Below are 26,082 nucleotides of genomic sequence, written 5' to 3'. Positions count from 1 at the left end.
CGATATTAAAGTTTGAACAAGTTTAATAAACTTTGAACATTTTTGTTAAAGTTTGAACAATGATTTTAGATAAAAGAGGCCTTAAATGGCCTTTTTTTATGTCCTCTTTAAATGGATGAGTTTTTTGAATCAAAAGTTTGAAATCAGCATCTTTTCAAGATACTTTTTGTTTAAAATAGTTTGATATTTTGTTTAATATAGTTTGAACATCAGTACAAAATGTTAACTTTAAAAAAAAATTATCAAAATGGGAGCTCCTAAAAAATATAAAACTAAAATTAAAGACGGACAAGGTGTTGGTGAAGGTATTGATTATAAGCCGTGGTATGAAGCCACAGAATATGTTCCAAAAACTGGCATCTACACTTCTCCAGGAGAGCGAAATAAGAAACTAGGAAACAATACTAGAAAAAAGGGGATAACTATACCTCGAATTCACCATCTACTTTCCAGTTATGAAATCTTCCTATTTACAGTTTTTGATTTAAACCCTAATATTATTGACATAAGGGAGCAATTTCCTTTATTGAAATTAGACGAAGTGAGTGATATTTTTAAGTATTTTAATATAAAGCAAATACAGTCAGACGAGCCACATGTATTAACCACTGATTTTTTAATTAGGTTAAAGGACAAGTCGGAACTTGCAGTGACTTTTAAGCCTACTGAATTCCTTAGTAAAAGGCAAATGCAATTATTTCAAGTAGAAAAAGAATACTGGCAAAGAAATGGTGTTGAATGGAAATTGTGCACTGAAAAGGAATTACCTCAATCAAAAACGTATTTAAAAAATATTAATGAACTACATAATAACTTGAAGACCTTTAAAGATGAATCCATTTCATTCTATACTGTTAATGCCATTTATTCATTTGTAAACGAATGTTCAAATAACTTAAAAAATCATTCCTTATTAGAAGTGGCGCAAATAATTGATGAAGATTTATCCATCGATACAGGTACATCAATTACGGTTTTTAAAGTCTTGATTGCGAAAGGAATTTTTCAATTAGATTTAAACCAAAATTTCTTTTCAGAAAATATTCACATCAGTCAAATCAAAATCTTAAAAAATGGAGCTCTTAGTAAATCAGATATTGCAGCATAATTCCAATTTCTATAGAGTTCTATACTTAAATGTCAAATTAGATATTTGCGTATTAATCAATTTAAGTGAAGAACAAAATCAACTGGAACATCTGGATATAGATTCGCTTACAAAACACAATTATATAGATCCAACTAACCCACCCTCAAATTTTAATACAACCATCCTAAATGAAGTAATTTTAGAATTAAAAGATAAAACCTTGGAAAGGTGGGAAAAATCATGGGAGCAAATAAAAGATCTTGTCATAGATGAACCTAATATTTTTGAAATTTCCTATTTGAATAAAAAGTGCAAAGAGGTTTCAGAGAAGTATGATGTTTCTAGGCATACTGTTAAGAGAAACATTTTCAATTATTGGAGAAATGGCAAGACGAAGTATGCAATTTTACCGAAGTACTACCTTTCTGGTGGAAAAGGAAAAGAGAGACAATTAGAACAAAATAACGCATTTACAATAACAGATAAGATAAAGGAGGAAATTCAAGCTGCCTATAAAGCAAATCGACCAGAAGGTAAAGATGGTACCTTGAGAGGAGCTTATATAAACTACATTAGATTAAAATATAAAAAAGAGTTTGATAATAAGGAGACTAAAAAATACCCAAGTTTAACTCAGTTCTATTATTGGGGTACCAAAAATTTATCAAGCAGTGATAAATTGGCAATAAAAAAAGGGGTTTTATCAAGGGATAAAGACCATAGATTGGTACCTGGATCTTCTTATAACAGCGTTTTCGGACCTGGTATTTTTCAGATAGACTCCACCCCCTCTGACGTGGAAATTATATCCGAAATTGACTTAAGTGAACCAATTGGATGCCCTACAGTATATTTCGTTGCAGATATATTTAGTGGATTATGTACTGGAATTTATGTCACTTTAGAAAATCCATCTTACCACGAAGCTAGCACTGCTTTGTATTACAGTTTTAAAGGATTTTCAATGTTTGCTAATGATATGCTACTCGGTACTTTAAACAAGTTTAATGTTGATGCAACTAGTGCGTTTTATCCTAGTACTTTTCTTCCACATCAAATTGTTACAGATAATGGAAAAGAATTAGTTAGCCGTAATTCTAATAATATCATAACTGATTTGGGTATTGACATTGAGAACAAAGAAGCTTACCGAGCCGATTTAAAAGGTTTAGTTGAAAATTTTTTTAAAATTTATCACAAAGATTTAAAATGTTTCCCAAAGGAAATTGGGTATAAAAATGCTTCTGAGGGTAGAAGAGGTACTCAAAAGGCTAGAAAAAAAGCTACTTACACTTTAAAGCAATATACTGCAATGATTGCAGTAGCAATGGCTAATTACAATCATAAGTGTTCATTGAAAAAATATCCGTTAGCTCCTGAAATGATAAAGGATGGGCTAGTAGATCCATCGCCAATTGAAGTTTGGAATTGGGGAATGAAAAATAGAACAGGATTACTTAGGTCAAGTGAGATTTCAAATCTCAAAGAGTTAATGCTACCAAGAGCTGTAGGGAAACTAAATAAGCATGATCTTGAGTTTGAAAAAATCAAGTATGAAACGCCTCTTCATAAAGATTTGCGAAATATACAGCAACAAACAGGAGAAGTCAAATTAAAATATGATATTTCATATAATCCGAATAATATGAATACCATTAATCTTTTCTTCAATAATGAAATTATAAAATGTAGCATTAATGAACAGAAAAACCCGGGACTAATTAATAAAAGTTTAAAAGAAATAAGGGCCTTTAACAAAGTTCGAAAGAATGTAAAAAAAGAAAAAGAGCATGATAGAGATTCTGGAACTATGGATATTTTAGATATGGCCGATTCATTTAAAAAAGAAAATGATAAGAAAAGAAAATCTAAAGGACAAAAAAGTACTAATAAGGCCAAGGTGAGCTACAACAGGGAAAGAGAAAAAGAATACGAAAGACAACAAAAAGAATTTAAATCCACAGAAGAGCCTAATTCAGATACAAAAATCATTGATATCAATACATCAAAAGAGAACAAAAGAATAGAAGGTGATATAGGTGATATCTTAGATGATATCTATAAAAATATGGACAATGAATAAATTACATGAAGCAGTTTATGTAAAGTCAGATAACCCTGATCATGAGGGTAATCCTGTGATTGAAGCCTTACCTAGGTTGAATAACATTAAAGATTACTTCCGATATTGTGCAACAAACTCCATACACACCAGAGAGGAAGCAATTGAAAAGCCTTATCATATACGAAGGGATTATTTAAACCAGTTACAAAGAGATTTTGTATTGCCCAATTATGGAATTTGGGACGTATACCAGATGATTGTCAATGCACTTTTCACAAGCTACTCTTCTCGAAACCCTATTAAGGAAAACACCACAGAAAAAGTAATCAAGGATTATAGAGATTTATTACAAATAAGGGATCTGACAACAAAAGTTGCAGTAAGCAACAGTTGTTCTTTGTTCGGAATAAGTGGAATAGGAAAAACAACTGCAGTAAATCTGGCCACTAGCACTTTTCCTAAAGCAATATTGCATAAGAATTTAGACTGTGAAAATTTTATTCAGATTCCGATTGTGAAGGTAGAATGTCCAAAGGATGGTAGTATAAAAGACCTATGTCGATTTTTTTTTATAGAGCTTGATAAAATTTTGGGCGATTCCACATATGAAGAAGATTACTGCAAAAAAAAAGATTCTGAAAGTGATCGAGTTAACGCTTTATCTAAATTAGTTCTCAAACATCATATAGGAATTATTATAGTAGATGAAATACAACATTTGGATGCACAAAAAAGTGGTGGTGAAAAAAGAATGCTTCGCTTCTTTTTAAATTTAGATAATACATTAGGTATCCCTATCATGCTTGTAGGGACTAGAGACGGTATCGCAATATTTAAAGATGATGACAAACTAATTAGGAGATTTACTGCATCTGGTTTCTTGGAATGGAACCCTAAGCCAGAAGATGGGGAGTGGAAAAGATTTATTCAACGCCTCTTTATTTATCAGTACACAAATGAGAAAGCTGATGAGAATATCGACTGGCCGCGATTGTTTTATCATTATTCTCAAGGTATCTACTCACGCGCATTCCAAATCTTTAAAATTGCGCATCATTTGGCCTTTGATTATAATAAGGAGAAAATTACCGTTTCCTTAATCAATCAAGTAATTAAGGAAAGACTTTACATCGATGAGCCTTTATTTGAAATAAAACGGAAAGATAAAATTAATGAACGTAATTATAATTTCCCACTAGAAGAAATTGACTACACTGATTACAGATCAATAGAAGTAAAAAATAAATTAGTCGAAAAAAAGATTTCATCAAATATTTTCAAAGGCAAAGTAACAAAAACGCTAGAAAGAAATAATGAATTAAATGCACAAGAAATAGCAGATAAAATAATCTTAGATCTCACATCAAAACCTGAAAAAACTAAAACTGTAAGTAAAGAGAAGGATATTAATGAGGAAGAGGAAGTACTGGCTGCAAATACCTTTGCTAATCTATTTTGTGAAGATAAAGACGAGACCTATCAAAAGGTAAAGGAATTTGGGGATATTTTCGAATTCGAAAAATTTAGATTGTAAAACATGCTTTATTATTGGCCTCATACATATCCTGATGAAATTCTATACAGTGTGATTGCCAGATATTTAAAAATTTCCGGAAGCCGAGGCCCCAAGCATTTATTAAATAATCTTTTTGACAGAAAAACTATTAGTGCAACGCTTGATCTTCCTAGCGGATTAAAACATTTAATACACAACCTAGAAATGTTTGATAAGGATGTTGAAATGATTTTGGCCGATAACACCCTCTTCCCGTATTATCAGTCATTTTTAACTCCAACAAAAGCTGAGAAAGTTAGACATTCAATGTTAAGTAAATCAGGAGATATTCATACGCTGATCGGAATTAACGCTGGGATTTTCCCCGCTGGCAAATCACCGAAATATTGCCCCTTGTGCGTTAAAGAAGATAAATCTGAAAATATATCGCCCTACTTGAGAAGAACCCATCAAATCCCATCAATACAAATTTGTACTCAACACAATATATATTTATTAGAATTAAATAAGAGTAGAGTTAATTTTAACAAACATGAGTTTTTATTTCTTGAAGATCACTTAGATCAATTTAGCTTAATTGAACAAAATGAATCTACTGAATACCTCAATATTTGTAAGGATATTGAAAAACTGTTGAAAGGAAGGCAAAATCCTTTTGATGCTGATGACCCCTTCTTCTATCGGAAGGAATTATTTAAACATGGCTTAGTTAAAAACGCAAATCAACTAAGTACTCAGGGGTTATATGAAAACTTTACTGACTTATATAACGACACTCTATTGGCTAAATTTAAGTCATCAGTAAATTTGGATAACCCTTCTTGTTGGTTAAAAGGAATATTTAGAAAACACAGAAAAGGCTTCGACCCCTGTCGGCATGTTATAATAGACAATTTTTTGAAATATTTAGAAACAAAAAATGAAAGCCTAGAAGTCATTGAAATTGAAAATATAAAGTATCCTTGTTTAAATAAAGTGTGTGAGCATTACAATCAGTCAATCCAAACTACATTTTCAAGACACATTGACCATAAATCCAAACGGCAAATTACTTTGGTTGAATGTAATTGCGGACATAAATATACTCATAGCTATATAACTAGTAAGCAAAACTATTTTACTAGAATAAAAGAATATGGACCCGTATGGCATTCTAAACTAAATCAACTTCTAGTAGAGGAAAAAATGAGTATAAGAGCTATTGCCCGAATATTAGGATGTGACTCCAAGACAGTCAATAAATTTAAATCTATTATAGTGGAAGGCGATTCCACTCCTAAAACTGAACTGGAGACGAAGCAGGAAATTTGGCAACAGCATATGAGGAAAAACCCAAAATCTGGTATTACTGAACTAAGAAAAAAGAAGCCTGCCCTTTTTGCTTTTTTATATCGGAATTGTAAAGAATGGTTACAAAAACAAAAATATTATAAATCTAACCCAACTTCGAAATTAAGAATTAATTGGAAAGCAAGGGATCTGGAAATTCTTCAAGAATTAAGGATAGCAAGGTCAAATGCATTGACAGAAAATCCTAAAAAAAGAATAACAAAAAGCTTACTTCTCATAATGGTGAAAAAAGAAAAAATGTTTTATAATAATCAAGAGAAGCTTGAAAATTGTGACGAATACTTATCTAAAATTCATGAGTCAAAATATTTTCATAGGAAAAAAAGACTTGTTCTATCTGCTTTAGAAATGAAAGACGGGAAAGCAGAAATCTCTTACTGGACACTCTTAAGAAAAGCAGGCATAAGAAAAGAATACCTTAACTATGAATTAATTCAACTTGCTAAAGGGATTGTAAATGGGACTTTTGAATTATCAAGACAAACTTTCATTAAAACTGCATAATTATGGCATTTGAAGTTATCTCAGTACCAAATGCAGTCTTTTCAGATGATCAATGGCAGTTGGAAACCGAAGTTAAAAAAATAGGTATAAAGCCTTATTATCAAAAAGAATACTTTCCAGTTGACAGGACGCCTAACATTTTAATTGGAGGGGAAATTGAAAATTTTGAACAATTAAACCCTAATGCCTTTCCAAAAGCAGATTTACATTTTCAAGAATTTGGAAAAGGTGACTGCATTAATTTCAAGGATTTAAAGACTGGAGATTTTGATTTTTATAACCCTAGAATATTATATGATGAATCAATGATATATCGAATAGAGCATAATGGGGAATATTATGTTTTCTTCTGTTACGATCTATTTAGGGTATTACTATTTATCACCAGTGAAATAGGTTCGTTCATTTTTAAAAATGAATTTTTAGACATTGCCTTGGATCACCGCGAAATAATAAAAGAGGATTCTAAAAAAAAATTAATATTGCAGTTCAATGAATTTCTTCCTAAAAATTTATTGAAAAATCAAACCTTTATTTTCAATGTTGCTTACCTTCTATTTTGTAAACCAATAAAAAAATATTGGGATGATATTAAATTCAATCCAAATATATCAAAAAGAGACTTTTCGTTCAGCCAATTAAATCTAAAAGAAGTAAAGATGAATGTGTGCGTTAAAAAATACACAAATTTCAATTTAGTGCTTCAAATAAATGATATTGACATAAATGAGACATTACCATTTGAAGTAATAAAAGTAATTATCCCCGAATTGACCGAGACTCAATCTACCAAAGATGCTTCTGATAAAAAGAAAAACCCATTGGAAAAGGAATTCCCTATCGTCCCAGATATAAGTCAAAAAGGTCATAATCAGCAAAAAAGAAGTTCTAAAATACCTATAAGTATTGGTAATAACTTTGTGAAAAAACGACCAGAAATTGTTTATAAAAGAAGCACAAGTAATAATAGGAAGATAAGGAAATCAAATACATACAATAAAGACATTCCTAATAAAGAATTGAGATTTAGTTTTGGAGGAAAATCATTTGATGTTAACAATATTAAAGCCAAGCTTGAATCAAACTTGAAGTTTAAAGAGTTTGATTACTCTAAAATCCCTAATGGATTATTCACCTTTTGTAAGGCTTTTGAAATTACTGCAAATGGCTTTGGTCTATCTTTCGAGTATGTCATAAGAGATGTTCCTGAACACCTTGTATTTTCTAACATGAATGGACAGAAACGAAAAATTTTAATTATTGAAGTAACGGATCCTGATCCATTTTTCTTGTTAGAAGTCGATTCCTCAGATGGTAAATATATCTCAACTTTGGTTTTTGAAGATGTTGAATACATTGAGAAGGAAGAGTTTTTAGAACAAATCATTTTAAAAATGAGTGCAAATGGAGGCGTTTGGCCAGTTCAATACTTGGTAGAGTACAGTAGGCATTGGAGAATAAGACATCCAAGAGGTCTTAAATCAACAAAACCGGAGGATCAGGAAATGTACGAGAAAGTACAGAATAAATTAGTTGATAATTTAATAGAATTTTTTGCTGCATAGCTTTCTACTTAAGGAATAATATGACTGATGATCTTAAGGTATCAAATTTGACTAATGTCAAAATCTTCATCAGATTCATCGAATAATACGGTCATCCTATGTGATTCTAGGAAATTTTGCCTTAATTTAAGTCATTATTATATCAATTTAATCCATAAATGACTGCAACAGCCAACCAAAACCCTGAGCAAATTGCCAGAGACCGCATTGATCAAATGCTGGTGGATGCTGGGTGGTTGGTGCAAGATAAATCCAAAGTAAATTTATCAGCAGGATTGGGAATAGCAGTTCGGGAATACCAAACTGACATTGGTCCCGCTGATTATGTGCTGTTTGTAAATCATAAACAAATTGGCGAATCGAAGCTTAAATTAAAGAGGAATATGAAAAGCTAACAAAATTGAAGCTCATGGAGCAAACTACAATAAGTATATTTTTTTAAACCTGTAAACTTATCGTGTGTCCATAAAGGGCATTCCTGTGAAACGCCATTGCTTTGACAGCTAAACCCGTATTGATATATTTATACGAAGAGCAAATACCTAATTACTCACTCTTTTTCTTTCTGTCATCTGAAAATCCTCTTTTTTCGATGAATAGATCGATTTTTATGCTGAATTTTAGAACGGTATTTCTATATTTACAACTCATCAGCAACCAAAACCTTTAGAATCCCCCTTTCAAGCCTCATGCTTGGGAGTAAAGAAATTTCAAAGAGCTTTCTGGGAGTTGAAAATTAAATAGATGCATTACATAATTAAATGTTGTGTGGCATTGCATTTAACTTAACAGTATTAAATTATGAACGGAATAATAAAAATACTTAACGTTGGTGACGGGGATGCAATTATCGTACATCTCAACAAGGACAATAAGGATTTGGTCATGGTAGTAGATGGCGGCCAGCCTTGGCACTACGAAAAGGTAATGAAGCCAGCTCTAGTGGAGTTGCTCAGTAAACTTGACAAATCATCACCTGACATAGTCGTTGCAACGCATTATGATAGCGATCACATTGGTGGACTTATTCCGCTGGTTCAAGATTATATTGAAGGAATAAAAGAAGTTTGGGTTCATAGATCACCTGAGTTATCTCAGGATGAAAAGGCGATTCTTGAATCATTTGACAAAAAGAAAGATTTCCAATCTTTCAGCCAATTCGTTTTCGAAAGCAGAATTATAAATAAGAATTCATCAATAAAAGAAGAAGCAATCAGAGAGAAATCTTCTTTTGTAATAGAGTCTTTAAGACAATTAGAAACGTTCCTAGGACTACTTCCGCCAAGTAAAGTTAGAGAAGTGTTTTATGGAGATTCAGTAGATGGCTGGCCTGAAATTAAGGTGCTAGGTCCTCTACAGAATTTTTATGATGAATTATTCCCACAGGATAAAAGTCTGGATGATATAATAGTAGGTGAGACTATTGATTATCTAAATGAAAGTCTTGTCTTTTGGAGGAAAAGAAAAATTGAATTAATCAATCATGGGGAGGCTCCTTGCCAATTTCTTAAGAATGATTCAACCGTAAGATTAACACCAACCAATAAAGCTAGTATTATATTTGCCATTGATAAGGATGATAAACGATTCTTGTTTACAGGTGATGCTGGAATTTCCTCCTTTAAAGCAATCCCGAATTGGGAAGAGGAGCTTAGAAATATTCATTGGTTGAAAATTCCGCATCATGGAAGTAACAATAATATTTCGAAGGAAATAATTGACGTTATGAAACCGAGCTACTCCGATAACTCTGGAGATAGACATCAAGATAAACCAGTACTTGACTGTATTTCTAAGAATTCCAGATCTAAACGAGATGTTAGATCAACAAAGACTTTAGGCTCTATAGAATTTGAAATATGAACCACATACACAACTGTAGCTGAAAACGAAGATGTATTAAAACCATTATGATATACTAATGGAATTGTAAAAGAATCAACTTCCTAGCAAATGATAGAAAATGAAATTTTTAACTTATAAATAGATAAAATATGAAAGTAAAGGAATTCACCAGATTTGGCCATGCACCTGAAGTTGCGATTAAGCAGCTTTCAGATGAAATACACCAGTTTCTAAAAAAAGATAAAAGTATAGAAGTAATAAATTTAAGCCACTCACTTCTTGAAAGTAGAATAATTGAGGGTGAAAAGTTTGTCGCTTCAGCTCTACTATGTTATAAATAGAGCTTTCTTATTCCAAGACCAGAGCATTTGAGATTCATTAGTATTTTAGACGAGAACCTTTAATTGCTTTCATGATCCCCTGAGCACAAGGTATTTTAATAAACGATCGTTAAGACATTTTAAATGTAATGATAACAAATTCGTTATATTTGAAATTGTAACTTGAACTAAGAAAGATATAGTTGTAATGTTTGTTATTTGTATCAATTATATCTAATCTTTTTACAAAACAATATTCAGCGGACTTCTGGAAAATAAGGTATGAACGAACAAGAAATTAGGGAGGAATTAGAAAAGGTGCTAGCAAGTGACTCTAGTAATTACAGTAAGATATTAGAGCTCTCTACAAAATTAGCCAGTTTTGATAATGACAACGTTCGTTTTAGTGTTGATGCAGGAGTAATTGACAGATTAGGAACAGAATTAGTTGCCAGACAAGAAACTGCAGTATCAGAATTGGTGAAAAACTCTTACGATGCAGATGCAAAGAAGGTAATACTTCGGTTTGAAAATTCTGATGTAAGAGGAGGAACCTTGTTTATTGAAGATGACGGTTTAGGAATGACTAGGGATCAGTTAATTAAAGGTTTCATGAGAATATCCTCTACAGATAAGTTGCGTAATCCTTTTTCTGAAAGATATAATCGCAAACGAGCTGGTCAAAAAGGTATAGGGAGATTTGCTGTTCAAAGATTAGGTGAGAAATTGACGATTACAACTCAAACAGTTGACGATGATTTTTCACTTGTAGTTACAATTAATTGGGCCAATTATCAAGGAGATATAGACATTTCAAACATCACAAACAAAATTCATACTATTCCTAAAAGGAAAGAAGAAGGGACAACATTAAAGATTGAAGGATTAAAAGATAAATGGACACAAGCAGCTATCAAACGGATTTATAGATATGTAAGTGCAATAATTCAGCCATTTCCGCTTTCGGAAGAAAAAATCAATGGTAATAAAAAACAAATCGACTTTTTAGATCCTGGTTTTAAAACAATTTTCAAAAAAATTGAAAGTGACAAAACGTTAGTAATAGCAGATGAATCTAAAATGATTTACGATCATGCCGTTGCTGAAATTGAAGGTTGGATTGATGAAAAAGGATTAGGTGTTTATTCTATTACTAGTAACAAACTTGATATCGAAGAATATGGAGAAATAGGAAGTGATCCTGACGATAATAGTACACCATTCACAGAAATAAAAAAAGTCCGTTTTAAAGCTTACTATTTTATATATAATGCGGGGTTTATTCCAAAAATGCACGAAGCCACAATTAGAAAAGCAGCTAGTACATCTGGGGGTATCAGATTATATAGAAATGGATTTAGAGTTTTACCATATGGTGAACCAGGAAATGATTGGCTAAAATTAGACCAGTCTGTAACACGTAGATCTATACTTCCTGTACATGGAAATAATAACTTTTTTGGCTTCGTTGAATTAACTGATTACAAAGGGGATTTTAATGAAACTTCTAGTAGAGAGGGATTAATGGAAAATGAATCTCTTGTTGAATTGCAAAATTTTGTTTATCGTACAATTCTTACTGGTGTCATTAAAATAGCAGAAGTTAGAAATGTTAAGATCGTATCTGGCCAACAAAAGGACGGTAAATTATATGAAAAAATTGAAGTCCGTATTAAGGATATTGTTCATACTCTTGAGGCATTAGATTTTGAGTTAGAAAAGGAAGAAGGTAATATTCAGGTCAAAAAAAGAAGAAAAAACAGACTAAAAAGACTTCAAAAAGACCTTAAAGAAGTTGCGGAGTTACAAAAAGAAGAGACCAATAAAATGCTCAAAGAAAAATCAATGCTCCGGGTCTTAAGTAGTGTCGGAATTACTATTGGTCAGTTTATACATGAGGTAAGAGATTATTTAATTAATATGGAATCTGATGTAAAATTTTTACTAGAAAAATTAAGATCAGATACGGTATTGACTGAAAGACTTTTAATTTTAGACAAAAATCTTACAACATTTAGAAGTTACACTTCATATTTTGACAATGTCATTTCTCTAAATGTAATTAGGGAATTAAGACCTATCGAAATTCAAAATAGAGTTGAATATTTTTGGAAATCAATCAATAGTGACTCCGCTAAAAGTAAAATTAAGTTTTATGAGCCATTAAGAAATGGAGTTTATTTATACACTGTTCCTATGCATCCGTCTGAATGGTCTTCTATTTTGTTTAACCTATATACAAACTCTAAAAAGGCAATAAAACGAACTGAGAAACCAGGAGAAATTAAAATTGAATGTGGATTAGAAGATAATAAAATATACTTAGAGTTTTCAGATAGTGGTGATGGGATTTCTGAAGAAAACGAAGAAAGAATATTTGAGGAATTCTTTACCACAACTTCACCTAATTCCTTTGAAGATATAGAAACAAGTACCGAAATAACTGGGACTGGATTAGGGTTAAAAATTGTAAAAGATATTGTATCTAGCTATAGAGGAAATATCAAAGTAGTTTCACCAAAACAAGGTTTTAATACCTGTATAAGAATAGAAGTACCGAAAGCGACAGATAAAGAATTAGACGATTATGGCTTATAAAGTATTATATATTGATGACTTAGAAACAGAAAGTCGATTAAAAGAAATTGAAAACTTAAATTTTAATGTAAAACTATACAATCCGACCTCAGATATAAGTGATTTATATGGTTCCTTAGAAGAAAACACTAAAGCCTGCATCTTAGACTATAGATTGACTAAAGGGAAGAACAATGCTTGCTTTGATGCTCCAACTATTGCACAAACTTTAAGAACCAAACATAAAAATGATTTAAAGGATTTTCCTCTAATCTTGATGTCAAATGAGAAAATAAAGGTTAGAGAATTTGATAAAGACTTAACCAGTCAGGATTTGTTTGATTTTGTTTTAACAAAGGAAGAATTTTCTGAAAATAAAGAAAATTTTAAAAAGAAATTAAACTCCTTTATTAAATCATACGAAACTATCAAACAGCATAAATTCGATCTTGATAAAATCCTTGACTTTGATGGGAATTTTATTTTGCACTCCCGAGTTAAATCTGACGCAAAAGCTATTGGAAAAAATCTATTTGGTTTAAGCAGCTTCATTTATTATGATATTATTAGGCCCGTAGGTATTATGATTGGTGAAGATGTTTTGTCTGCAAGGCTTGGTGTCACAAAGGAATCTGAAGATTGGCAAAAGTTATTAGGCAAAATTAATGATTCGTTATACACTGGCGTCTTTTCGGATTATTTGGATCGATGGTGGATGGATAAAATTGATAAATGGTGGACTGAAACAATAAGCTCAGACTTCTCATTAAGAAGTTTGGATTCTGAAGAACGAGTAAAATTGCTAAAGGCGAAATTAGGGTTAAAAAGATTGACACCCTTAACCAAAACTAAACATGCAATAAGTTCTAACTTTTGGACAATTTGCAAAGATTCAAGGCGACCTTTAGATCCATTTGATGGTATTGAATTATTAAAAGACTATTTACCTTGGCAGGAAAAGGAATATTTATCTATGGAATCAGCTCTAGCAGGTAAAATGGATGAATACAAAAATTTAGTAAGTGAAATTGATAAAAAAGCTGTTCGTGAACTGGTTAAAAGGGAAAGAGCAAATGGATAATTGGAGTTTAAGAAATTTTAGACAAGATTTAAGCAAATTTTTAGAGCTAATAAGAGATTATCAAATTGGAGATTTTGATTCTTTATATAGTCTTCAAGGAAAAATAGATTCATTAGACTCATTTAAATATGAGATCAAAGATATTGTTTTTAATCTAAACAAGAGAATTTCTGGCACAATGCCAGAAACCTTGAATAAATATAAAATATCTTTAGCTAACACTATTTCTCTGGTTAATAAAGATTACACAAAAAACGATATAGTTGATAAAGATTATTTATTTGAATTAAATATTGATTCTTTTGTCAGTACTGGTGAAAGTGATAGTAAACCATACAAAAATTGTTGGCACCTAGATAAACATATCGATAGTTCTGAGCCAAAATATACTCACCCCACATATCATTTCCATTTTGGAGGTGACTATTTGGAAGGTCTAGACACAGGCGACATTTCAATTTTTTCTAGCCCTAGATTACCACATCCCCCTATGGATTTTTTTTTAGGTTTTCATTTTATTATCTCAAATTTTTATAGCGCAAGAGATTTTCCATTTGTAAATGAGCTAAAAGAAAAATATGAATACCGGCAGATTATAAGACGTGCCCAAGAAAGGTTATGGACTCCGTATTTCAAAGCTTTTGATTCAGCAAATACTCACCAAGATTTTACGATTAATAAAATTTTTCCTTTGTATTTAGATTAAAATGAATCAAAACATTCTTAAATATTTAAAGGAGTATTCTTACCAAACTAAAGATGTAAACAAGCTCTTAGTCTCTACATTTTTGATTCTAAACAAGGTAAAAGATGTCCAAAACAAGCTGATCAGAGATTTAGTTATTTCTGATGGACAAGAATGTCTACAAGTATATGAATTCATTAAATTATTTGGTGACACTGGTTTTGATATTGAAGAGTTAATTAAACTGTTTGAATTTGTTATCTCTCCTAAGGATAAAGAAGTGAATGGTGCTGTTTTTACACCGGAATATATAAGGAAACATATTGTAGAGAGTGTAATTAAAAATCATGAAAAGAATTCTATCCAAGAATTGAAAATTGGAGATATTGCTTGCGGCTGCGGTGGCTTTTTTAAGACAATAGCAGAAGTGTTTAAAAAAGAAACTAAAAAAAGCTACTTTGAAATATACAGGGATAATATCTATGGTTTAGATATTGAAGATTATAGTATAAAAAGGACTAAAATACTTCTATCCCTTTTCGCAATTATTAATAATGAAGACCCAAAGGAGTTTGAATTTAATTTGTACTGTGGTGATGCTTTAGATTTTGATTGGTCTAAAATCGAACAAATAAAGAGAAATAGCGGATTTGATATTATTGTTGGCAATCCTCCTTATGTAGGAGCTTCCAAAATGGATAATAAGACAAAGGACTTATTACAGAACTGGAGTGTTTCTAGAAGTGGAAAACCAGATTTGTATATTCCTTTCTTTGAAATTGGTATGTCCAACCTAAATGAAAAAGGAGTTTTAGGATATATAACCGTTAATACTTTTTACAAAAGTTTAAATGGCAGGTCAGTTAGAAATTACTTCTCAACAAATAAATTTGATATTTCTATTATTGATTTCGCAGGAGAGCAACTATTCAAAAAGCGATCTACCTATACTTGTATCTGCATAATTGCAAAATTACCAAGTTCATCTGTCAAATACGTAAAAAGCTTAAGTAGTAATATTAGTAAAATAAGACAGTCTGATTATATAAGCATTCCCTACGCTAATCTTGACGATTTTAACGGTTGGTATTTGATTAATAATAAAATTCAGAAAAATATTGCCAAGATTGAAAATTGTGGATCCCCTTTGGGTAAAAAATTTGAAATCCGAAACGGTTTTGCTACGCTAAAAAACAATGTATATGTATTTAAACCAATTAAAGAAGATAAAAACTACTACTATTCAATAAAGGATAATAAAGAATATAAAATAGAAAAAAGTATCTGTAAGGATACAATTAAACCCAATACTTTAAAATCTGAATCGGAATTAAAAGATAAAATTGAAAAACTAATTTTCCCTTATTCAATAACACCAAGTGTAGATGATCTTTTCGGAACGCAATCAAGAGAGTTAAAATCTAAAAATGAAAATGAATTAAAAACGAAATACCCGTTTACTTACGAATATTTGCTTGATCAAAAACAGACTCTCTCCGAAAGAGATAAAGGAAATGGTAATTATGAACAGTGGTTCGCTTACGGAAGGAATCAAGCTTTGACTTTGAAAGGGAAGAAACTACTATTTCCATACATAACTAATAAACCATGTTTTGTATTCACTGAGGATGAGCAGTTAATGTTTTATAATGGTTATGCTATCTTATCAGATTCAAAAGAACAGCTTTTAGTTTTGCAAAAAATCTTGATGTCAAAAGTGTTTTGGTATTATATAAAGAACACTAGTAAACCATATGAAGGCAATTATTTTTCTGTCGCCAAAAACTACATTAAAAACTTTGGAATCTGTGATTTAGCGGAGGATGAAGAAGAGATGTTACTTACACTAAAGGATCAAAATAAGATAGATGCTTTTTTAGAGAAAAAATATGGTTTACATCTTAAATAAATATTTCTTAAGGCTAAATCGTTTTAATCTGCACCCAAAAAGATTTAGGGTCATGTTCAGTGAATAGTACACATTAGAAGTAAGACGAAAGGTAGAAATACTTACAATCATTATTTAAAAAAAAATGAGCAACATTAAAAAAGGAAAGTTTGAACAATTAGCTTGGATTCTCTTATCCTTAGGTATAATTATAATGATTATTGTTACAGTATTGTTTTTCCTAAATAGAGATTTAGCAACAAATCAACCGATTAATGGAACCCTATTTGGTCAATATGGCTCATTAATAGGCGGGCTTATTGGTACAATTGTAGCCTTAGTTAGTTTTCTCTTACTTTACGAAACTCTGAATGAACAAAGGAGGCAATCGCAAAAACAAGGAGAAGATCAGATTTTCTATCGCATTTTAGACAAGCAACAGAATAGAATAATAAATAGCACTATTGAAGAAAATAGCACAAAATATCATGGGTATCAATTTTTTTCTTTTTTAACAAAAGAATACAAAAATAGAGTAATTGAAAAATGTCATTTACTTTCAAGAAAGTTAATTTGTGATGAACCTGAAAATATTGACAACTTTTTTTTGAATAAATTATTTAATGCTAGAGATAACAATCCTGAATTAAAAGATTTTGAGTTATTTAAACAAGATTTTATTTCAGAACTAAAAAGACGTGATAAAAATGACAGATGGGAGTATTTGAAATATTATTTTGGTTCAGTGGGCCAAGAACCTCCTAATTTACGAAGTGTTTTAATAGACATTGGGACTGTTAAATTTTATAAAATTAATTTCGATCACAGAAAAGAAATTTACAAAGAAATATATTCTACAATAAAAAGTGATTATGGATATTTCATTGATCATTATACTAAAGAGTTAGAATTTTTCGCTTTGTTTATTAAAGAGTCATTAAATCAGGAATTATACATTAGCTACTTAGTGTCCCAAAGTACAATTTATGAAACAGTAATTGTTTTTTACTATTTAGCATCAGGATTTGCCTCCAATTCTTTAATGGAATTTGTTATAGAAAACCAATTATTGGACAATTTAATAAATAATGATCCTATCTTGATTGATTATCCTTCTCGTGAAGAACTTGAAAATGAAATTGAAAATATTAAGGGCATGTATAATGATTAATAGCAATCCAATCGAAAATAACTTTTGCCAATAACTCTCATTGTTTAACTAAATTAACTATTTGCTTTTCCCAAACTAAAGAGGATGCCGGTAGGGAAGAGAAATGTAAACAGCTAAGAATCGAGAGAAGGTTCGAGTAGAGAAGAATGATCAAATTTTAAACTGCTCCACCCGACATCTCAAAACCATTTCAGTATTTACAGAAAAATCCCATGTTCAATATTATTCAACTCCTTTAATACCAATTGCTGACCAAATGTAGAATCCAGTAAATCCACTGGGCTTTTTCCGTCAAAGATTAAATTACTCTCTTCTAACCATATACTGAAGTTCTGATCGTCACAGAATACATTTTGCCCAACAATATTAATATTCATTGCCTGAAATATTTTTTGAGCTTGATTTATTTTAAAAATATGCGACTCTCTCTTCATATATCTTTTTAAGGTTGCAAGGCTAATGTCTAAAAGAGTTGCCCACTGGAGATCATTAAGAACACAAAAGTCTTTTATCTCCTTAAATAATTTAGTGTTTACTCCATACTCTAATGCATTTACAATAGTAAAATGATCCGATAGAAAAGTCTCATAATCATATGAATCTAGTCTTTTAGGATAAGAGGTTTCTAATTGCTTTAGAAAAATAACTAGTTCTGTATTCGTAGTATTCATTTTTACTAAATTGCTAAGCTATTTATAAATGTACTTATTTATATTCTTTCTATAAAACTGTAAGTTAGCGGCAAATAACTTTACTGAAATAGATACCAATATAGGAAATCAGCTCACTAAAATAATTTCTTATGAAATCAGAATCAATTGACATAAAGTACCTAAAAATCCCCAACATCTGTTTTTCCCTTACAGAAAAAGATGATGAAAGGGAAGAGCAGTTCAGAAAGCAAAGGATGGAAAGAGGATTCGATGATAGTGAAACATGGAGTCTCGATTACACTGTAGCTAGTTTCATTATTCCCAGATTGGAGCGATATCAAGAATTAGCTAATGAAAGATTAGCCAGAGATAAACAACTTATCAGAGAAGTTGATATGCTATTAGAAGCAATGAAATTGATTGTAAAAGATGAAGGCAGCCATCTTTGGAACGAAAAAGAAAAAGATATAGTAACTCAGGGTCTAGCATTGTTTCCGAAAGTATTTACCACTTTGTGGTGGTAACATGATTTAAAAAATGTTGTATTTATAACACATTTCGCTTGATTTTCGTTAATTTGTTGTATATATACAACAAAAATAATTATGTCAAAAGCATACAAACTCTATTCAAATACAGAAATTCTTCAAAGAATTGGCAAAGCACTTAAAGACAGAAGAAAATTCAAGGGCATTACGCAGGAAGAACTCTCCTTTCAAACCGGCTATGATAGAGGAACAATAGTCCGCTTAGAATCAACTGGTAAAGTTTCCCTAGTGGTTTTAATTGAGGTTTCAAGATATTTAGATATACTGGATGGTGTAGTTGATGCGATTGTGGGGGAAGAACTTCCTTTAAAGGGGATTAAAGAAATGAATAAATTATTTGGGAAGAAAAGATAAATTAGTTTTCTCCAAAAATAATTGTCTAATCAATATTGGAAATCAGATTGAATTGATTTTCCGGTTGAAGGAAAGGATAAGATTTTGGATGAATAGGTTTTAGTTACTAACTTATCGGTTAGTATTTAGTAGATTATCTCTAAAGAAGGTGAATTGTGTGGTATCCTATATTAATTCTCATTTAATTGTAAGTACTATTAAACCTCCAGTTATTAATTTTTATCCAATTGATGAAAAACGACCTTGTATCTTTAATTGACGAAAAGACTGAATTAATAGAAAGAATAAGCTTATTTGATAATGTAGTAATAATTGCGCCTTACAATTTCGAGAAAGAATCTTTAATCAACTACTCAATTCAAAAAGCATCAGTTGAAAAGAAAATCGTGTCCATTTCTTTAAATATGCTTTTTTCAGTCTCAGAAGATGAATTTCTATGCAAATATGCTTCTGAAATCCTAAATAGCCTAAAAGCAATTTCTAAAGATTCATTAAAGTCTTCTTTACAGGATATTTCCTCTTCGAAAATATCTTATATCATTGAAGCCACAGAAAGTGACAGTGATAAAATTTCAGTACCGAACAGCAATGCACCATTTAATACACTACAAAAGGAAGCAATTTTAAATTTGCCAGAAAAGATAGCAAAGGAGAATAAGGTTAATGTACTGATATGCTTATCTGAATTTCAAAGTGTTATATCATGGAATGAGATCGAATCCTTCTTCATAGATTTATTCCACGACATTACAAAAAGACAGAATCATGTTAGATACTGCATCTCCGGATCTCATATCTACCAAATGAACAAGCTATTTGGAAATAAGAACAGCCTTTTATACAAATTTGGTCATATTACATATTTAGAGCCAATTGCAAAAGAGCAATTTTCGGATTACATTTCTAAAAGTTTTAAAAAGGTCGATAAGGTTATTGAAAGAGATTTGATTAGTAAAATTCTGAATGTAACTGAACGTAATCCGCGCTACACTGAATTCCTATTTTCAGAAGTCTTAAAATCTAATAACAAGATTATTTCCCATGAATGGGTAGAAAATTGTATTGAAATACTACTTAGGAGATATATTGCTAGCTACAAATCGAAATTGAGCCAATATAATGTAAATCAAAGGCTCTTTTTAATTGCGCTCTCAAAATCGAACGGTAAAAAAATATATTCCTTAGACTTTATTCGGAAAAGTGGGCTGGAATATTCAGCCAAACTTGATAAAGTCAAAAATTCACTACTTAAGGAAGGCACCATTTATACGATTTCAGATAAAACTATCAAATTTACAGATCCACTGTTCAAATATTGGCTAGCGGAAAATTTTGATTAAATTGGAATTATATAAATTATACGTAAGTAAATATTAAAAAATCAACCGCTCCCTGTTAAAACCTTCATGTTCTTGCAGATCAATATATCCTAATTGATTGGTCATAAGTTGAGTCTCTCCAATTGGAAAATCTCTTATTTTAGCATGATGGTGTCCGTAAATCCAATAATCAGGTTTAAATTCCATTATAAGATCTTCCAATTCAACTGCAAAAGCTTCGTTCAATATGCTGCCGCTGTATTTGAATGGGTAATTTATTTTAGTAGGAACGTGATGAGTTATTACGATTGATTTTTCATCTTCATTACAATCTTTTAGTTCTTTCTGAATAAATGAAAGGCAATCCTTATGTAATTGATTATATTTTTTTGGTCTAAGACTTAATCCATCGTCTTTAATCACCCTAAAATCATTCATACCATGCTTTATTTCATTTGCATATTGAGTTCCGATATAAGTCCAAAGTGTACTAAATATGAATCTGTAATTTCCTATTTGAATGGATTTATTATTTAGCAAAATAACATTATCTCGTATTTTCTCCTGAAATGAACCGCTTCTATCATTTATATCGGATTGGTAATATTCATGATTGCCAGGAATCCAATAGGTCATTTCAAAATTATCCGAAACATAATCAAAAAAGTTATCTGCAACATGCATTATGTTGAAAGGAATAATGTCACCTGCTAATATCAAAATATCACCTACAGCTTGCAAGGGATATTTCTCAATAAAGGCTTTGTTCATTATGAATTCTAAATGGAGATCGGAGGCAAATTGGATTTTAATTGGTTCAATAAATAAAATTGATTGATTCTCTAGGTTTAAAATTAAAATCCGTGTTCAATATAATGACTACTGATCTTATTAATTCTTCCGCTTACTATATCTGGATTATTCTCATTAATACCATTTAGTTCTATAAAAGCTCCGTCAATCAATTTAGAATGTTGTTTAATTTGTTGCAGTTTTAATTCTGATGCTGAACGAAACTTCTTGATTTTCTTATTTGATTCTTCAAAGTTCATTTCTTATCGAATTTTTTATCATTTGTAGATTTGAGTATTTCTGAGTCAGAAATACTTTTAGCTAAAGAGGCCAATCCGTCTTTAAAATCCTTTTTTAGTAATTTGACATCCTTGCTCAGATCTTCTAAACCATTCTCAATCTTCGATAAATAACCCTGTCTTTGATTAAGGATTTCCATGATTCTTAGCCGTTTTTCGTTGTACTTATCCATAGTAAAGTTAATTTATGAATACTTTTTGGTATTACCCACTAAGCCAAAATGATATAGGATCAAGGATTGTTCCCCAAATCTAGATTAGATACTATCGCTCAGGTCTATCTAAAAACTTTACACTTCTTAATTCAATTAATTCGAGATCGCCAGAATCTAATTCGATTAAAGCTTTGGTAACAGTCTCATCTCTATTTGACATATAAACATATCGATGAAAATATCCTTTGTCGTTAAATCGGGGGCCATATTTTATCAGTACTCTTCTTAAGTGACTCATTTTACAAATAGCTCTATTTCGGTTTAAATATAAGCATAAATCTTTAAATCCGCACAAATAGTCTGTGTTCTGGATTTTCTTTTCAATCTACTTTTACAAAGTGGATATCAATATAAAAATAGGAGAACAACTAGCGCAGTTAAGAAAACAAAAAGGCTATACCCAAGAGCACTTAGCTTCTATTTTGGAATTACATGAAGACTATATTGGTAAAATAGAAAGAGGACAAAGGAACCCTTCCGTTAAAACTTTACTATTGATACTCGATAATTTAAAGATAAAGTATTCTGATTTTTTTGCTCTATTAGAGGATGCTTGATTTAAATAAAGGCTCTTTGTAAAAGTTGTGACTTAATTATTTATTCCATAATTACTAATTTTATTATTGGTAAGCTTTATATAACACAAAGTTTATATCCCTACTCACAAGGTTGATTTACCTTCGCTTTTTTCAATTTTGTCGTCTGACAATAAATACCGTATTTTGCATCTGAATGCAGCCATTTAAACACATATCAGCATATTTCTTTCTGAGCATATTCAGTGTGCTTTTGCTGCATCAGGCATTGCCTCATAATCATCATCAGCATGAACTAAATGATGCCATAGAGACTTCCGGACATCACCATTCTCATGCTCATAGCCATGATCACGACAAAGAAGAAAATAAAGATCCCGATGATCTTTCCGGATTATTGGGTTTTCTATTGGGCAGTCACTCACACACCTACCATTCCAATGATTTTCAGGTAAGAAATGAGATTAAACCACAAATTCAGGTTTTACTCACATTCGTTTTACCGCAACTGGAACTTTTCTCATTTGATCACCACAGCAGTACACTAGAGCCTGTTCCCCGTTTCACGACAGGCTATCAACATCTCTATTTATCTATTCCCTCACTTAGAGGCCCTCCTGTATTAGGTTAATCTTTTGGTGTAAATCATACTGCTTCATATAAGCAGGTGGCTTACCATTTACATTCAGGTTTAACCTAAAATAATAATACATGTTAAAAAAAATCTTATTCGCTCTTGGCGGATGCCTGTTTGCTTTGGGTGGTTTTGCTCAATCCACTCAAATTGATCAGGTACTTCAGGAAATAGAGCAAAACAATAAAGAATTAAAAGCTTTCCAATCGCTCATGGAAAGTAGAAAGCTTGACTTGAAATCCGGAAATAATTTACCCGACCCGCAGGTTGCGGCATTTTACCTTCCATTTGGTGAACATAACACGGGAGACTATTCGGAATTTCAGGTTTCTCAATCATTTGAATTTCCTACGGTATATGCCGCGCGTTCCAAATGGATTGATAAGCAAACCGATCAGCTACAACTGGAATATAACCAGCGAAGACAGGATATTTTACTGCCTGCTAAAAAATTCTGCTTGGAGCTGATTTCACTAACCAAGCGTAAGGAGGTGGAACTACTTCGAGTAGAGCAGGCCCGACAGGTCTTTGACCAGGTGCAAGAGCTATTTGAAAAAGAACAGGTTGGCATTTTGGAACTTAACAAAGCCAAAATAGCCTGGATGCAGGAGCAATTTCAGGTAGAACAAATTGAGAATGAAATCCAAAATGTGCAGCTTTCGCTCCAAAAGCTGAATGGAGGCGAACTCATACGTTTTGAACAGTCTGAATTTTCCGATGAACTGACTGTTGCACCTTCTGATAGTATCTGGCAACAAATAAAATCCATTGATCCTGTCATTAAAGCATTAAAAGGAGGTGAAGCAGTTGCCATGCAACAAGTACAGGTGCAGAAAAACCAATTGCTGCCTAATCTTACTGCCGGCTTTAATCATCAGGGGGTAATGGGAAATAACTATTCCGGTGTGTACGGTGGAATATCCATCCCCCTTTGGAATAGCAGGAATAAAGTAAAGGCAGCAAAAGCACAATACCAATATCGGCAGTCCAATACCGAAGCGGTTACTACTGAACGTCATTCAAATTTCATGGAGCAATACAATCAGTATGATTTGATGCTTCGGAAATACCGGGAGTATACAACTACATTGGAAGGTTTGAATAGTGAAAACCTGTTGTTGGAAGCTTACCAGCTAGGACAAATTTCCTTTATGGACTATTACGTGGAACTACAATTTTACCGGCAGGCTTATGATAAAATGCTGGAGATAGAAAAAGAGTTGCATCAGCTAAAGGCTGAAATTATGAGTTTTGAATTATGAGTTTTGAATTTAAGAATCACCCATCAAAAAATTAACTACTAGAAATATGAAAACGAGAAATATAGTATTCGCATTACTAATCCTTTTTACCATTTCATGCACCTCAAAGTCTTCAAAAGAAGAGCATGGGCATGAACACGAAACCGAAGAGGCACACGGTCACGCCCATGATGAGGAATCTGATCATCAGCATGAGGATGAAGAGCATCATGAACAGGAAGAGTTTAACGTAGATCAGGACTCTACTCACACACATGACGATGGCAGTGAACATCATGATCATTAAAAATCAGATAAAGAAATGCGATACATAATCATATTAATTGCGTTGCTGGCAGCTTCCTGTCAGTCAACAGAAGAGCATGGCCATGCCCACGATGCGGCAGGAGGCCATATAGATGAGGCAGGCGAAATACCAAGGGTAGATTATACCCGCTGGACAGATAAAACGGAGTTATTCGTAGAATTTCCAGTGTTGGTGGTTGGGAAAACCAGTCGATTTGCGGCTCACTTTACTGTTTTGAAAAATCACAAACCCGTAAGGGAAGGTAGTGTAACGGTGAGTTTGGTTAAGGAGGGAAAAGGAATCAGACATACTGTAGAAGCACCTTCTTCTCCGGGAATTTTCTCACCCTCCTTACAGCCAAAGACTACCGGGAGCTATCAACTGATGTTTGATATTAAAACACCTCAGTATCAGGATAGAATTGTAATTAATGATATCCGGGTGTTTGCGGATGCTGAAGAAGCCATTAGTGCAGTTGGAAATGAAGAAGATGGAGGTGCTATCAGCTTTCTCAAAGAGCAAGCCTGGAAGATTGATTTCCAGACGGCTCCTGTAGTTTCCGGTGAAATTTATGATGTCATTAAAACATCAGGCGTATGGAAGGCCGCTCCGGGAGCCATACGCTCTCTTTCAGCCAATGCTTCAGGGGTGGTAAGCTTTGCCATGGACAATCTGACCGAGGGTACAGAAATAAAGCAAGGACAGGTGTTGATGACCATAAGCAGTAAAGGGCTTACTTCTAACAATCTACAAACAGAGATTGAGCAAGCGAGGGCAAATTTTGAACAGGCTAAGGCAGAATACGAGCGTAAAAAGCAGCTTTATGAGTCCAAAATTGTACCTAAAGCTGAGCTGGAACAGGTGGAAAGCAAATACAAGGTGGCCAAATCAAATTATGAAACCTTAAAAGCCGGTTATTCGGCAGGTGGAAAACAGGTCACAGCTCCATTTGATGGGTATGTAAAATCCATTTCAATAAGTAATGGTGATTTTGTCAGCCAAGGAGCTCAACTGTTAACCATTGGCTCTCATCGCACAAGCTTATTGGAGACCCAGGTCAGTGCCTCTTATGCTTCTGTTTTGCAAAACATCCAAAACGTATTCTATCAGAAGGAAAATGGACAGTGGTCAAGCATCCAAGCCTCAGGAGGATCAGTTCTTTCTGTTGGAAAAGAAGTGGAAAGTACAAAACCTCTGCTTTCAGTCTATGCCCAGATCACTGAGGAAATCAAGATGCCTGAAGGCAGCTTTACCGAAGTTGAGATAGCTTATGGTGAACCCAAACAAGCTGTACTTATTCCTGAGGCAGCTCTATTGGAAGATTATGGTAGTTACTCTGTAATAGTTCAGCTCTCTGGAGAAAGTTTTGAACGGAGACCAGTTATGATCGGTCGGAGCAATGGAGAATTTACTGAGATTACTGAAGGGCTTGAAACTGGTGAAGTGGTAGTAGCCAGAGGTGCTTATCAGGTAAAAATGGCCTCTATGTCCGGAACTACGCCAGCTCATGGCCATGAACATTAAAAA

General features: G+C 32.3%; 26 protein-coding genes. 21 read left to right on the top strand and 5 right to left on the bottom strand.

Features of this window, described 5'->3' with window-relative positions; translation table 11 throughout:
* Positions 1–247 precede the first annotated feature (247 nt).
* The 13 genes from AAC601_RS05305 (at position 248) to AAC601_RS05245 (ending at position 17,657) form a co-directional block, all read left to right on the top strand.
* On the top strand, positions 248–1,108 hold the full coding sequence (locus tag AAC601_RS05305) for a TnsA endonuclease N-terminal domain-containing protein (RefSeq protein WP_085516239.1): 861 nt from the start codon (positions 248–250) through the stop codon (positions 1,106–1,108).
* Positions 1,074–3,173, top strand: a complete 2,100-nt coding sequence (locus tag AAC601_RS05300) for a hypothetical protein (protein ID WP_340152686.1) — start codon at positions 1,074–1,076, stop codon at positions 3,171–3,173. Before AAC601_RS05305 ends, AAC601_RS05300 begins: the two co-directional genes overlap by 35 nt.
* On the top strand, positions 3,166–4,689 hold the full coding sequence (locus AAC601_RS05295) for an AAA family ATPase (RefSeq protein WP_340152685.1): 1,524 nt from the start codon (positions 3,166–3,168) through the stop codon (positions 4,687–4,689). The genes AAC601_RS05300 and AAC601_RS05295 overlap by 8 nt, the downstream gene beginning before the upstream one ends.
* Before the next feature lie 3 nt (positions 4,690–4,692).
* Positions 4,693–6,525: a TnsD family Tn7-like transposition protein gene (locus tag AAC601_RS05290; protein ID WP_340152684.1), complete on the top strand. Its 1,833-nt coding sequence runs from the start codon at positions 4,693–4,695 to the stop codon at positions 6,523–6,525.
* 2 nt (positions 6,526–6,527) lie between these two features.
* Positions 6,528–8,090: a Tn7-like element transposition protein TnsE gene (locus AAC601_RS05285; RefSeq protein WP_340152683.1), complete on the top strand. Its 1,563-nt coding sequence runs from the start codon at positions 6,528–6,530 to the stop codon at positions 8,088–8,090.
* Positions 8,091–8,248: 158 nt separating this feature from the next.
* Positions 8,249–8,485, top strand: coding sequence for a hypothetical protein (locus tag AAC601_RS05280; protein WP_340152682.1), 237 nt, complete (start codon positions 8,249–8,251; stop codon positions 8,483–8,485).
* A 406-nt stretch (positions 8,486–8,891) separates the two neighbouring features.
* Positions 8,892–9,953, top strand: a complete 1,062-nt coding sequence (locus AAC601_RS05275) for an MBL fold metallo-hydrolase (RefSeq protein WP_340152681.1) — start codon at positions 8,892–8,894, stop codon at positions 9,951–9,953.
* A 131-nt stretch (positions 9,954–10,084) separates the two neighbouring features.
* On the top strand, positions 10,085–10,276 hold the full coding sequence (locus AAC601_RS05270) for a hypothetical protein (protein WP_340152680.1): 192 nt from the start codon (positions 10,085–10,087) through the stop codon (positions 10,274–10,276).
* A gap of 261 nt (positions 10,277–10,537) precedes the next feature.
* Entirely contained in the window at positions 10,538–12,853 is a 2,316-nt protein-coding gene (locus AAC601_RS05265; RefSeq protein WP_340152679.1) for an ATP-binding protein, read from the top strand.
* A complete protein-coding gene (locus AAC601_RS05260) occupies positions 12,843–13,913 on the top strand; it encodes a hypothetical protein (protein ID WP_340152678.1) in 1,071 nt (356 codons plus the stop codon). Before AAC601_RS05265 ends, AAC601_RS05260 begins: the two co-directional genes overlap by 11 nt.
* Positions 13,879–14,619 (top strand): hypothetical protein, encoded by a 741-nt coding sequence (locus AAC601_RS05255; RefSeq protein ID WP_340152677.1) that lies wholly within the window; start codon positions 13,879–13,881, stop codon positions 14,617–14,619. The genes AAC601_RS05260 and AAC601_RS05255 overlap by 35 nt, the downstream gene beginning before the upstream one ends.
* A 1-nt stretch (position 14,620) precedes the next feature.
* Entirely contained in the window at positions 14,621–16,507 is a 1,887-nt protein-coding gene (locus AAC601_RS05250; RefSeq protein WP_340152676.1) for an N-6 DNA methylase, read from the top strand.
* 124 nt (positions 16,508–16,631) lie between these two features.
* Positions 16,632–17,657, top strand: coding sequence for a hypothetical protein (locus tag AAC601_RS05245; RefSeq protein ID WP_340152675.1), 1,026 nt, complete (start codon positions 16,632–16,634; stop codon positions 17,655–17,657).
* 197 nt (positions 17,658–17,854) lie between these two features.
* On the opposite strand, the gene AAC601_RS05240 is transcribed toward AAC601_RS05245, so the two are convergent.
* Entirely contained in the window at positions 17,855–18,328 is a 474-nt protein-coding gene (locus AAC601_RS05240; protein ID WP_340152674.1) for an antitoxin Xre/MbcA/ParS toxin-binding domain-containing protein, read from the bottom strand.
* A gap of 131 nt (positions 18,329–18,459) precedes the next feature.
* On the opposite strand from AAC601_RS05240, the gene AAC601_RS05235 reads away from it, so the two are divergent.
* The 3 genes from AAC601_RS05235 to AAC601_RS05225 all read left to right on the top strand — a co-directional run bounded on the left by AAC601_RS05235 (position 18,460) and on the right by AAC601_RS05225 (position 20,552).
* Positions 18,460–18,834, top strand: a complete 375-nt coding sequence (locus AAC601_RS05235) for a hypothetical protein (protein ID WP_340152673.1) — start codon at positions 18,460–18,462, stop codon at positions 18,832–18,834.
* A gap of 81 nt (positions 18,835–18,915) precedes the next feature.
* Positions 18,916–19,212 (top strand): helix-turn-helix transcriptional regulator, encoded by a 297-nt coding sequence (locus AAC601_RS05230; protein WP_085516253.1) that lies wholly within the window; start codon positions 18,916–18,918, stop codon positions 19,210–19,212.
* A gap of 230 nt (positions 19,213–19,442) precedes the next feature.
* Entirely contained in the window at positions 19,443–20,552 is a 1,110-nt protein-coding gene (locus AAC601_RS05225; protein WP_340152672.1) for a hypothetical protein, read from the top strand.
* Between the two features lie 33 nt (positions 20,553–20,585).
* On the opposite strand, the gene AAC601_RS05220 is transcribed toward AAC601_RS05225, so the two are convergent.
* The 4 genes from AAC601_RS05220 to AAC601_RS05205 form a co-directional block, all read right to left on the bottom strand.
* Positions 20,586–21,338, bottom strand: a complete 753-nt coding sequence (locus AAC601_RS05220) for a metallophosphoesterase (RefSeq protein WP_340152949.1) — start codon at positions 21,336–21,338, stop codon at positions 20,586–20,588.
* A 47-nt stretch (positions 21,339–21,385) separates the two neighbouring features.
* On the bottom strand, positions 21,386–21,583 hold the full coding sequence (locus tag AAC601_RS05215) for a hypothetical protein (RefSeq protein WP_085516256.1): 198 nt from the start codon (positions 21,581–21,583) through the stop codon (positions 21,386–21,388).
* The gene (locus tag AAC601_RS05210) at positions 21,580–21,795 is read right to left on the bottom strand and encodes a hypothetical protein (protein WP_139827959.1); all 216 of its coding nucleotides are present in this window, start codon (positions 21,793–21,795) and stop codon (positions 21,580–21,582) included. Before AAC601_RS05210 ends, AAC601_RS05215 begins: the two co-directional genes overlap by 4 nt.
* A gap of 91 nt (positions 21,796–21,886) precedes the next feature.
* Entirely contained in the window at positions 21,887–22,075 is a 189-nt protein-coding gene (locus AAC601_RS05205) for a hypothetical protein (protein WP_139827960.1), read from the bottom strand.
* A 100-nt stretch (positions 22,076–22,175) separates the two neighbouring features.
* Between AAC601_RS05205 and AAC601_RS05200 the strand changes: the two genes are divergently transcribed.
* From AAC601_RS05200 to AAC601_RS05180, 5 genes are all read left to right on the top strand, one after another.
* Entirely contained in the window at positions 22,176–22,394 is a 219-nt protein-coding gene (locus AAC601_RS05200) for a helix-turn-helix transcriptional regulator (protein WP_139827961.1), read from the top strand.
* Between the two features lie 175 nt (positions 22,395–22,569).
* Positions 22,570–23,004, top strand: a complete 435-nt coding sequence (locus AAC601_RS05195; protein ID WP_340152671.1) for a hypothetical protein — start codon at positions 22,570–22,572, stop codon at positions 23,002–23,004.
* Positions 23,005–23,084: 80 nt separating this feature from the next.
* The gene (locus AAC601_RS05190) at positions 23,085–24,269 is read left to right on the top strand and encodes a TolC family protein (protein ID WP_340152670.1); all 1,185 of its coding nucleotides are present in this window, start codon (positions 23,085–23,087) and stop codon (positions 24,267–24,269) included.
* Positions 24,270–24,315: 46 nt separating this feature from the next.
* Positions 24,316–24,555 (top strand): hypothetical protein, encoded by a 240-nt coding sequence (locus AAC601_RS05185; protein ID WP_085516261.1) that lies wholly within the window; start codon positions 24,316–24,318, stop codon positions 24,553–24,555.
* A 15-nt stretch (positions 24,556–24,570) separates the two neighbouring features.
* On the top strand, positions 24,571–26,079 hold the full coding sequence (locus AAC601_RS05180; protein ID WP_340152669.1) for an efflux RND transporter periplasmic adaptor subunit: 1,509 nt from the start codon (positions 24,571–24,573) through the stop codon (positions 26,077–26,079).
* The last annotated feature ends 3 nt before the right edge of the window (positions 26,080–26,082 follow it).

This window comes from uncultured Marivirga sp. (assembly GCF_963974845.1).
In the GTDB taxonomy this organism is placed as follows: Bacteria; Bacteroidota; Bacteroidia; order Cytophagales; family Cyclobacteriaceae; genus Marivirga; species Marivirga harenae.
This window is presented reverse-complemented; position numbering and strand designations above follow the sequence as displayed.

Bases quoted from the DNA above. Each gene is read 5' to 3' on its own strand.
- AAC601_RS05305 (WP_085516239.1), top strand. From the start codon at position 248: ATGGGAGCTCCTAAAAAATATAAAACTAAAATTAAAGACGGACAAGGT.
- AAC601_RS05300 (WP_340152686.1), top strand. From the start codon at position 1,074: ATGGAGCTCTTAGTAAATCAGATATTGCAGCATAATTCCAATTTCTAT.
- AAC601_RS05295 (WP_340152685.1), top strand. From the start codon at position 3,166: ATGAATAAATTACATGAAGCAGTTTATGTAAAGTCAGATAACCCTGAT.
- AAC601_RS05290 (WP_340152684.1), top strand. From the start codon at position 4,693: ATGCTTTATTATTGGCCTCATACATATCCTGATGAAATTCTATACAGT.
- AAC601_RS05285 (WP_340152683.1), top strand. From the start codon at position 6,528: ATGGCATTTGAAGTTATCTCAGTACCAAATGCAGTCTTTTCAGATGAT.
- AAC601_RS05280 (WP_340152682.1), top strand. From the start codon at position 8,249: ATGACTGCAACAGCCAACCAAAACCCTGAGCAAATTGCCAGAGACCGC.
- AAC601_RS05275 (WP_340152681.1), top strand. From the start codon at position 8,892: ATGAACGGAATAATAAAAATACTTAACGTTGGTGACGGGGATGCAATT.
- AAC601_RS05270 (WP_340152680.1), top strand. From the start codon at position 10,085: ATGAAAGTAAAGGAATTCACCAGATTTGGCCATGCACCTGAAGTTGCG.
- AAC601_RS05265 (WP_340152679.1), top strand. From the start codon at position 10,538: ATGAACGAACAAGAAATTAGGGAGGAATTAGAAAAGGTGCTAGCAAGT.
- AAC601_RS05260 (WP_340152678.1), top strand. From the start codon at position 12,843: ATGGCTTATAAAGTATTATATATTGATGACTTAGAAACAGAAAGTCGA.
- AAC601_RS05250 (WP_340152676.1), top strand. From the start codon at position 14,621: ATGAATCAAAACATTCTTAAATATTTAAAGGAGTATTCTTACCAAACT.
- AAC601_RS05245 (WP_340152675.1), top strand. From the start codon at position 16,632: ATGAGCAACATTAAAAAAGGAAAGTTTGAACAATTAGCTTGGATTCTC.
- AAC601_RS05240 (WP_340152674.1), bottom strand. From the start codon at position 18,328: ATGAATACTACGAATACAGAACTAGTTATTTTTCTAAAGCAATTAGAA.
- AAC601_RS05235 (WP_340152673.1), top strand. From the start codon at position 18,460: ATGAAATCAGAATCAATTGACATAAAGTACCTAAAAATCCCCAACATC.
- AAC601_RS05230 (WP_085516253.1), top strand. From the start codon at position 18,916: ATGTCAAAAGCATACAAACTCTATTCAAATACAGAAATTCTTCAAAGA.
- AAC601_RS05225 (WP_340152672.1), top strand. From the start codon at position 19,443: ATGAAAAACGACCTTGTATCTTTAATTGACGAAAAGACTGAATTAATA.
- AAC601_RS05215 (WP_085516256.1), bottom strand. From the start codon at position 21,583: ATGAACTTTGAAGAATCAAATAAGAAAATCAAGAAGTTTCGTTCAGCA.
- AAC601_RS05210 (WP_139827959.1), bottom strand. From the start codon at position 21,795: ATGGATAAGTACAACGAAAAACGGCTAAGAATCATGGAAATCCTTAAT.
- AAC601_RS05205 (WP_139827960.1), bottom strand. From the start codon at position 22,075: ATGAGTCACTTAAGAAGAGTACTGATAAAATATGGCCCCCGATTTAAC.
- AAC601_RS05195 (WP_340152671.1), top strand. From the start codon at position 22,570: ATGCAGCCATTTAAACACATATCAGCATATTTCTTTCTGAGCATATTC.
- AAC601_RS05190 (WP_340152670.1), top strand. From the start codon at position 23,085: ATGTTAAAAAAAATCTTATTCGCTCTTGGCGGATGCCTGTTTGCTTTG.
- AAC601_RS05185 (WP_085516261.1), top strand. From the start codon at position 24,316: ATGAAAACGAGAAATATAGTATTCGCATTACTAATCCTTTTTACCATT.
- AAC601_RS05180 (WP_340152669.1), top strand. From the start codon at position 24,571: ATGCGATACATAATCATATTAATTGCGTTGCTGGCAGCTTCCTGTCAG.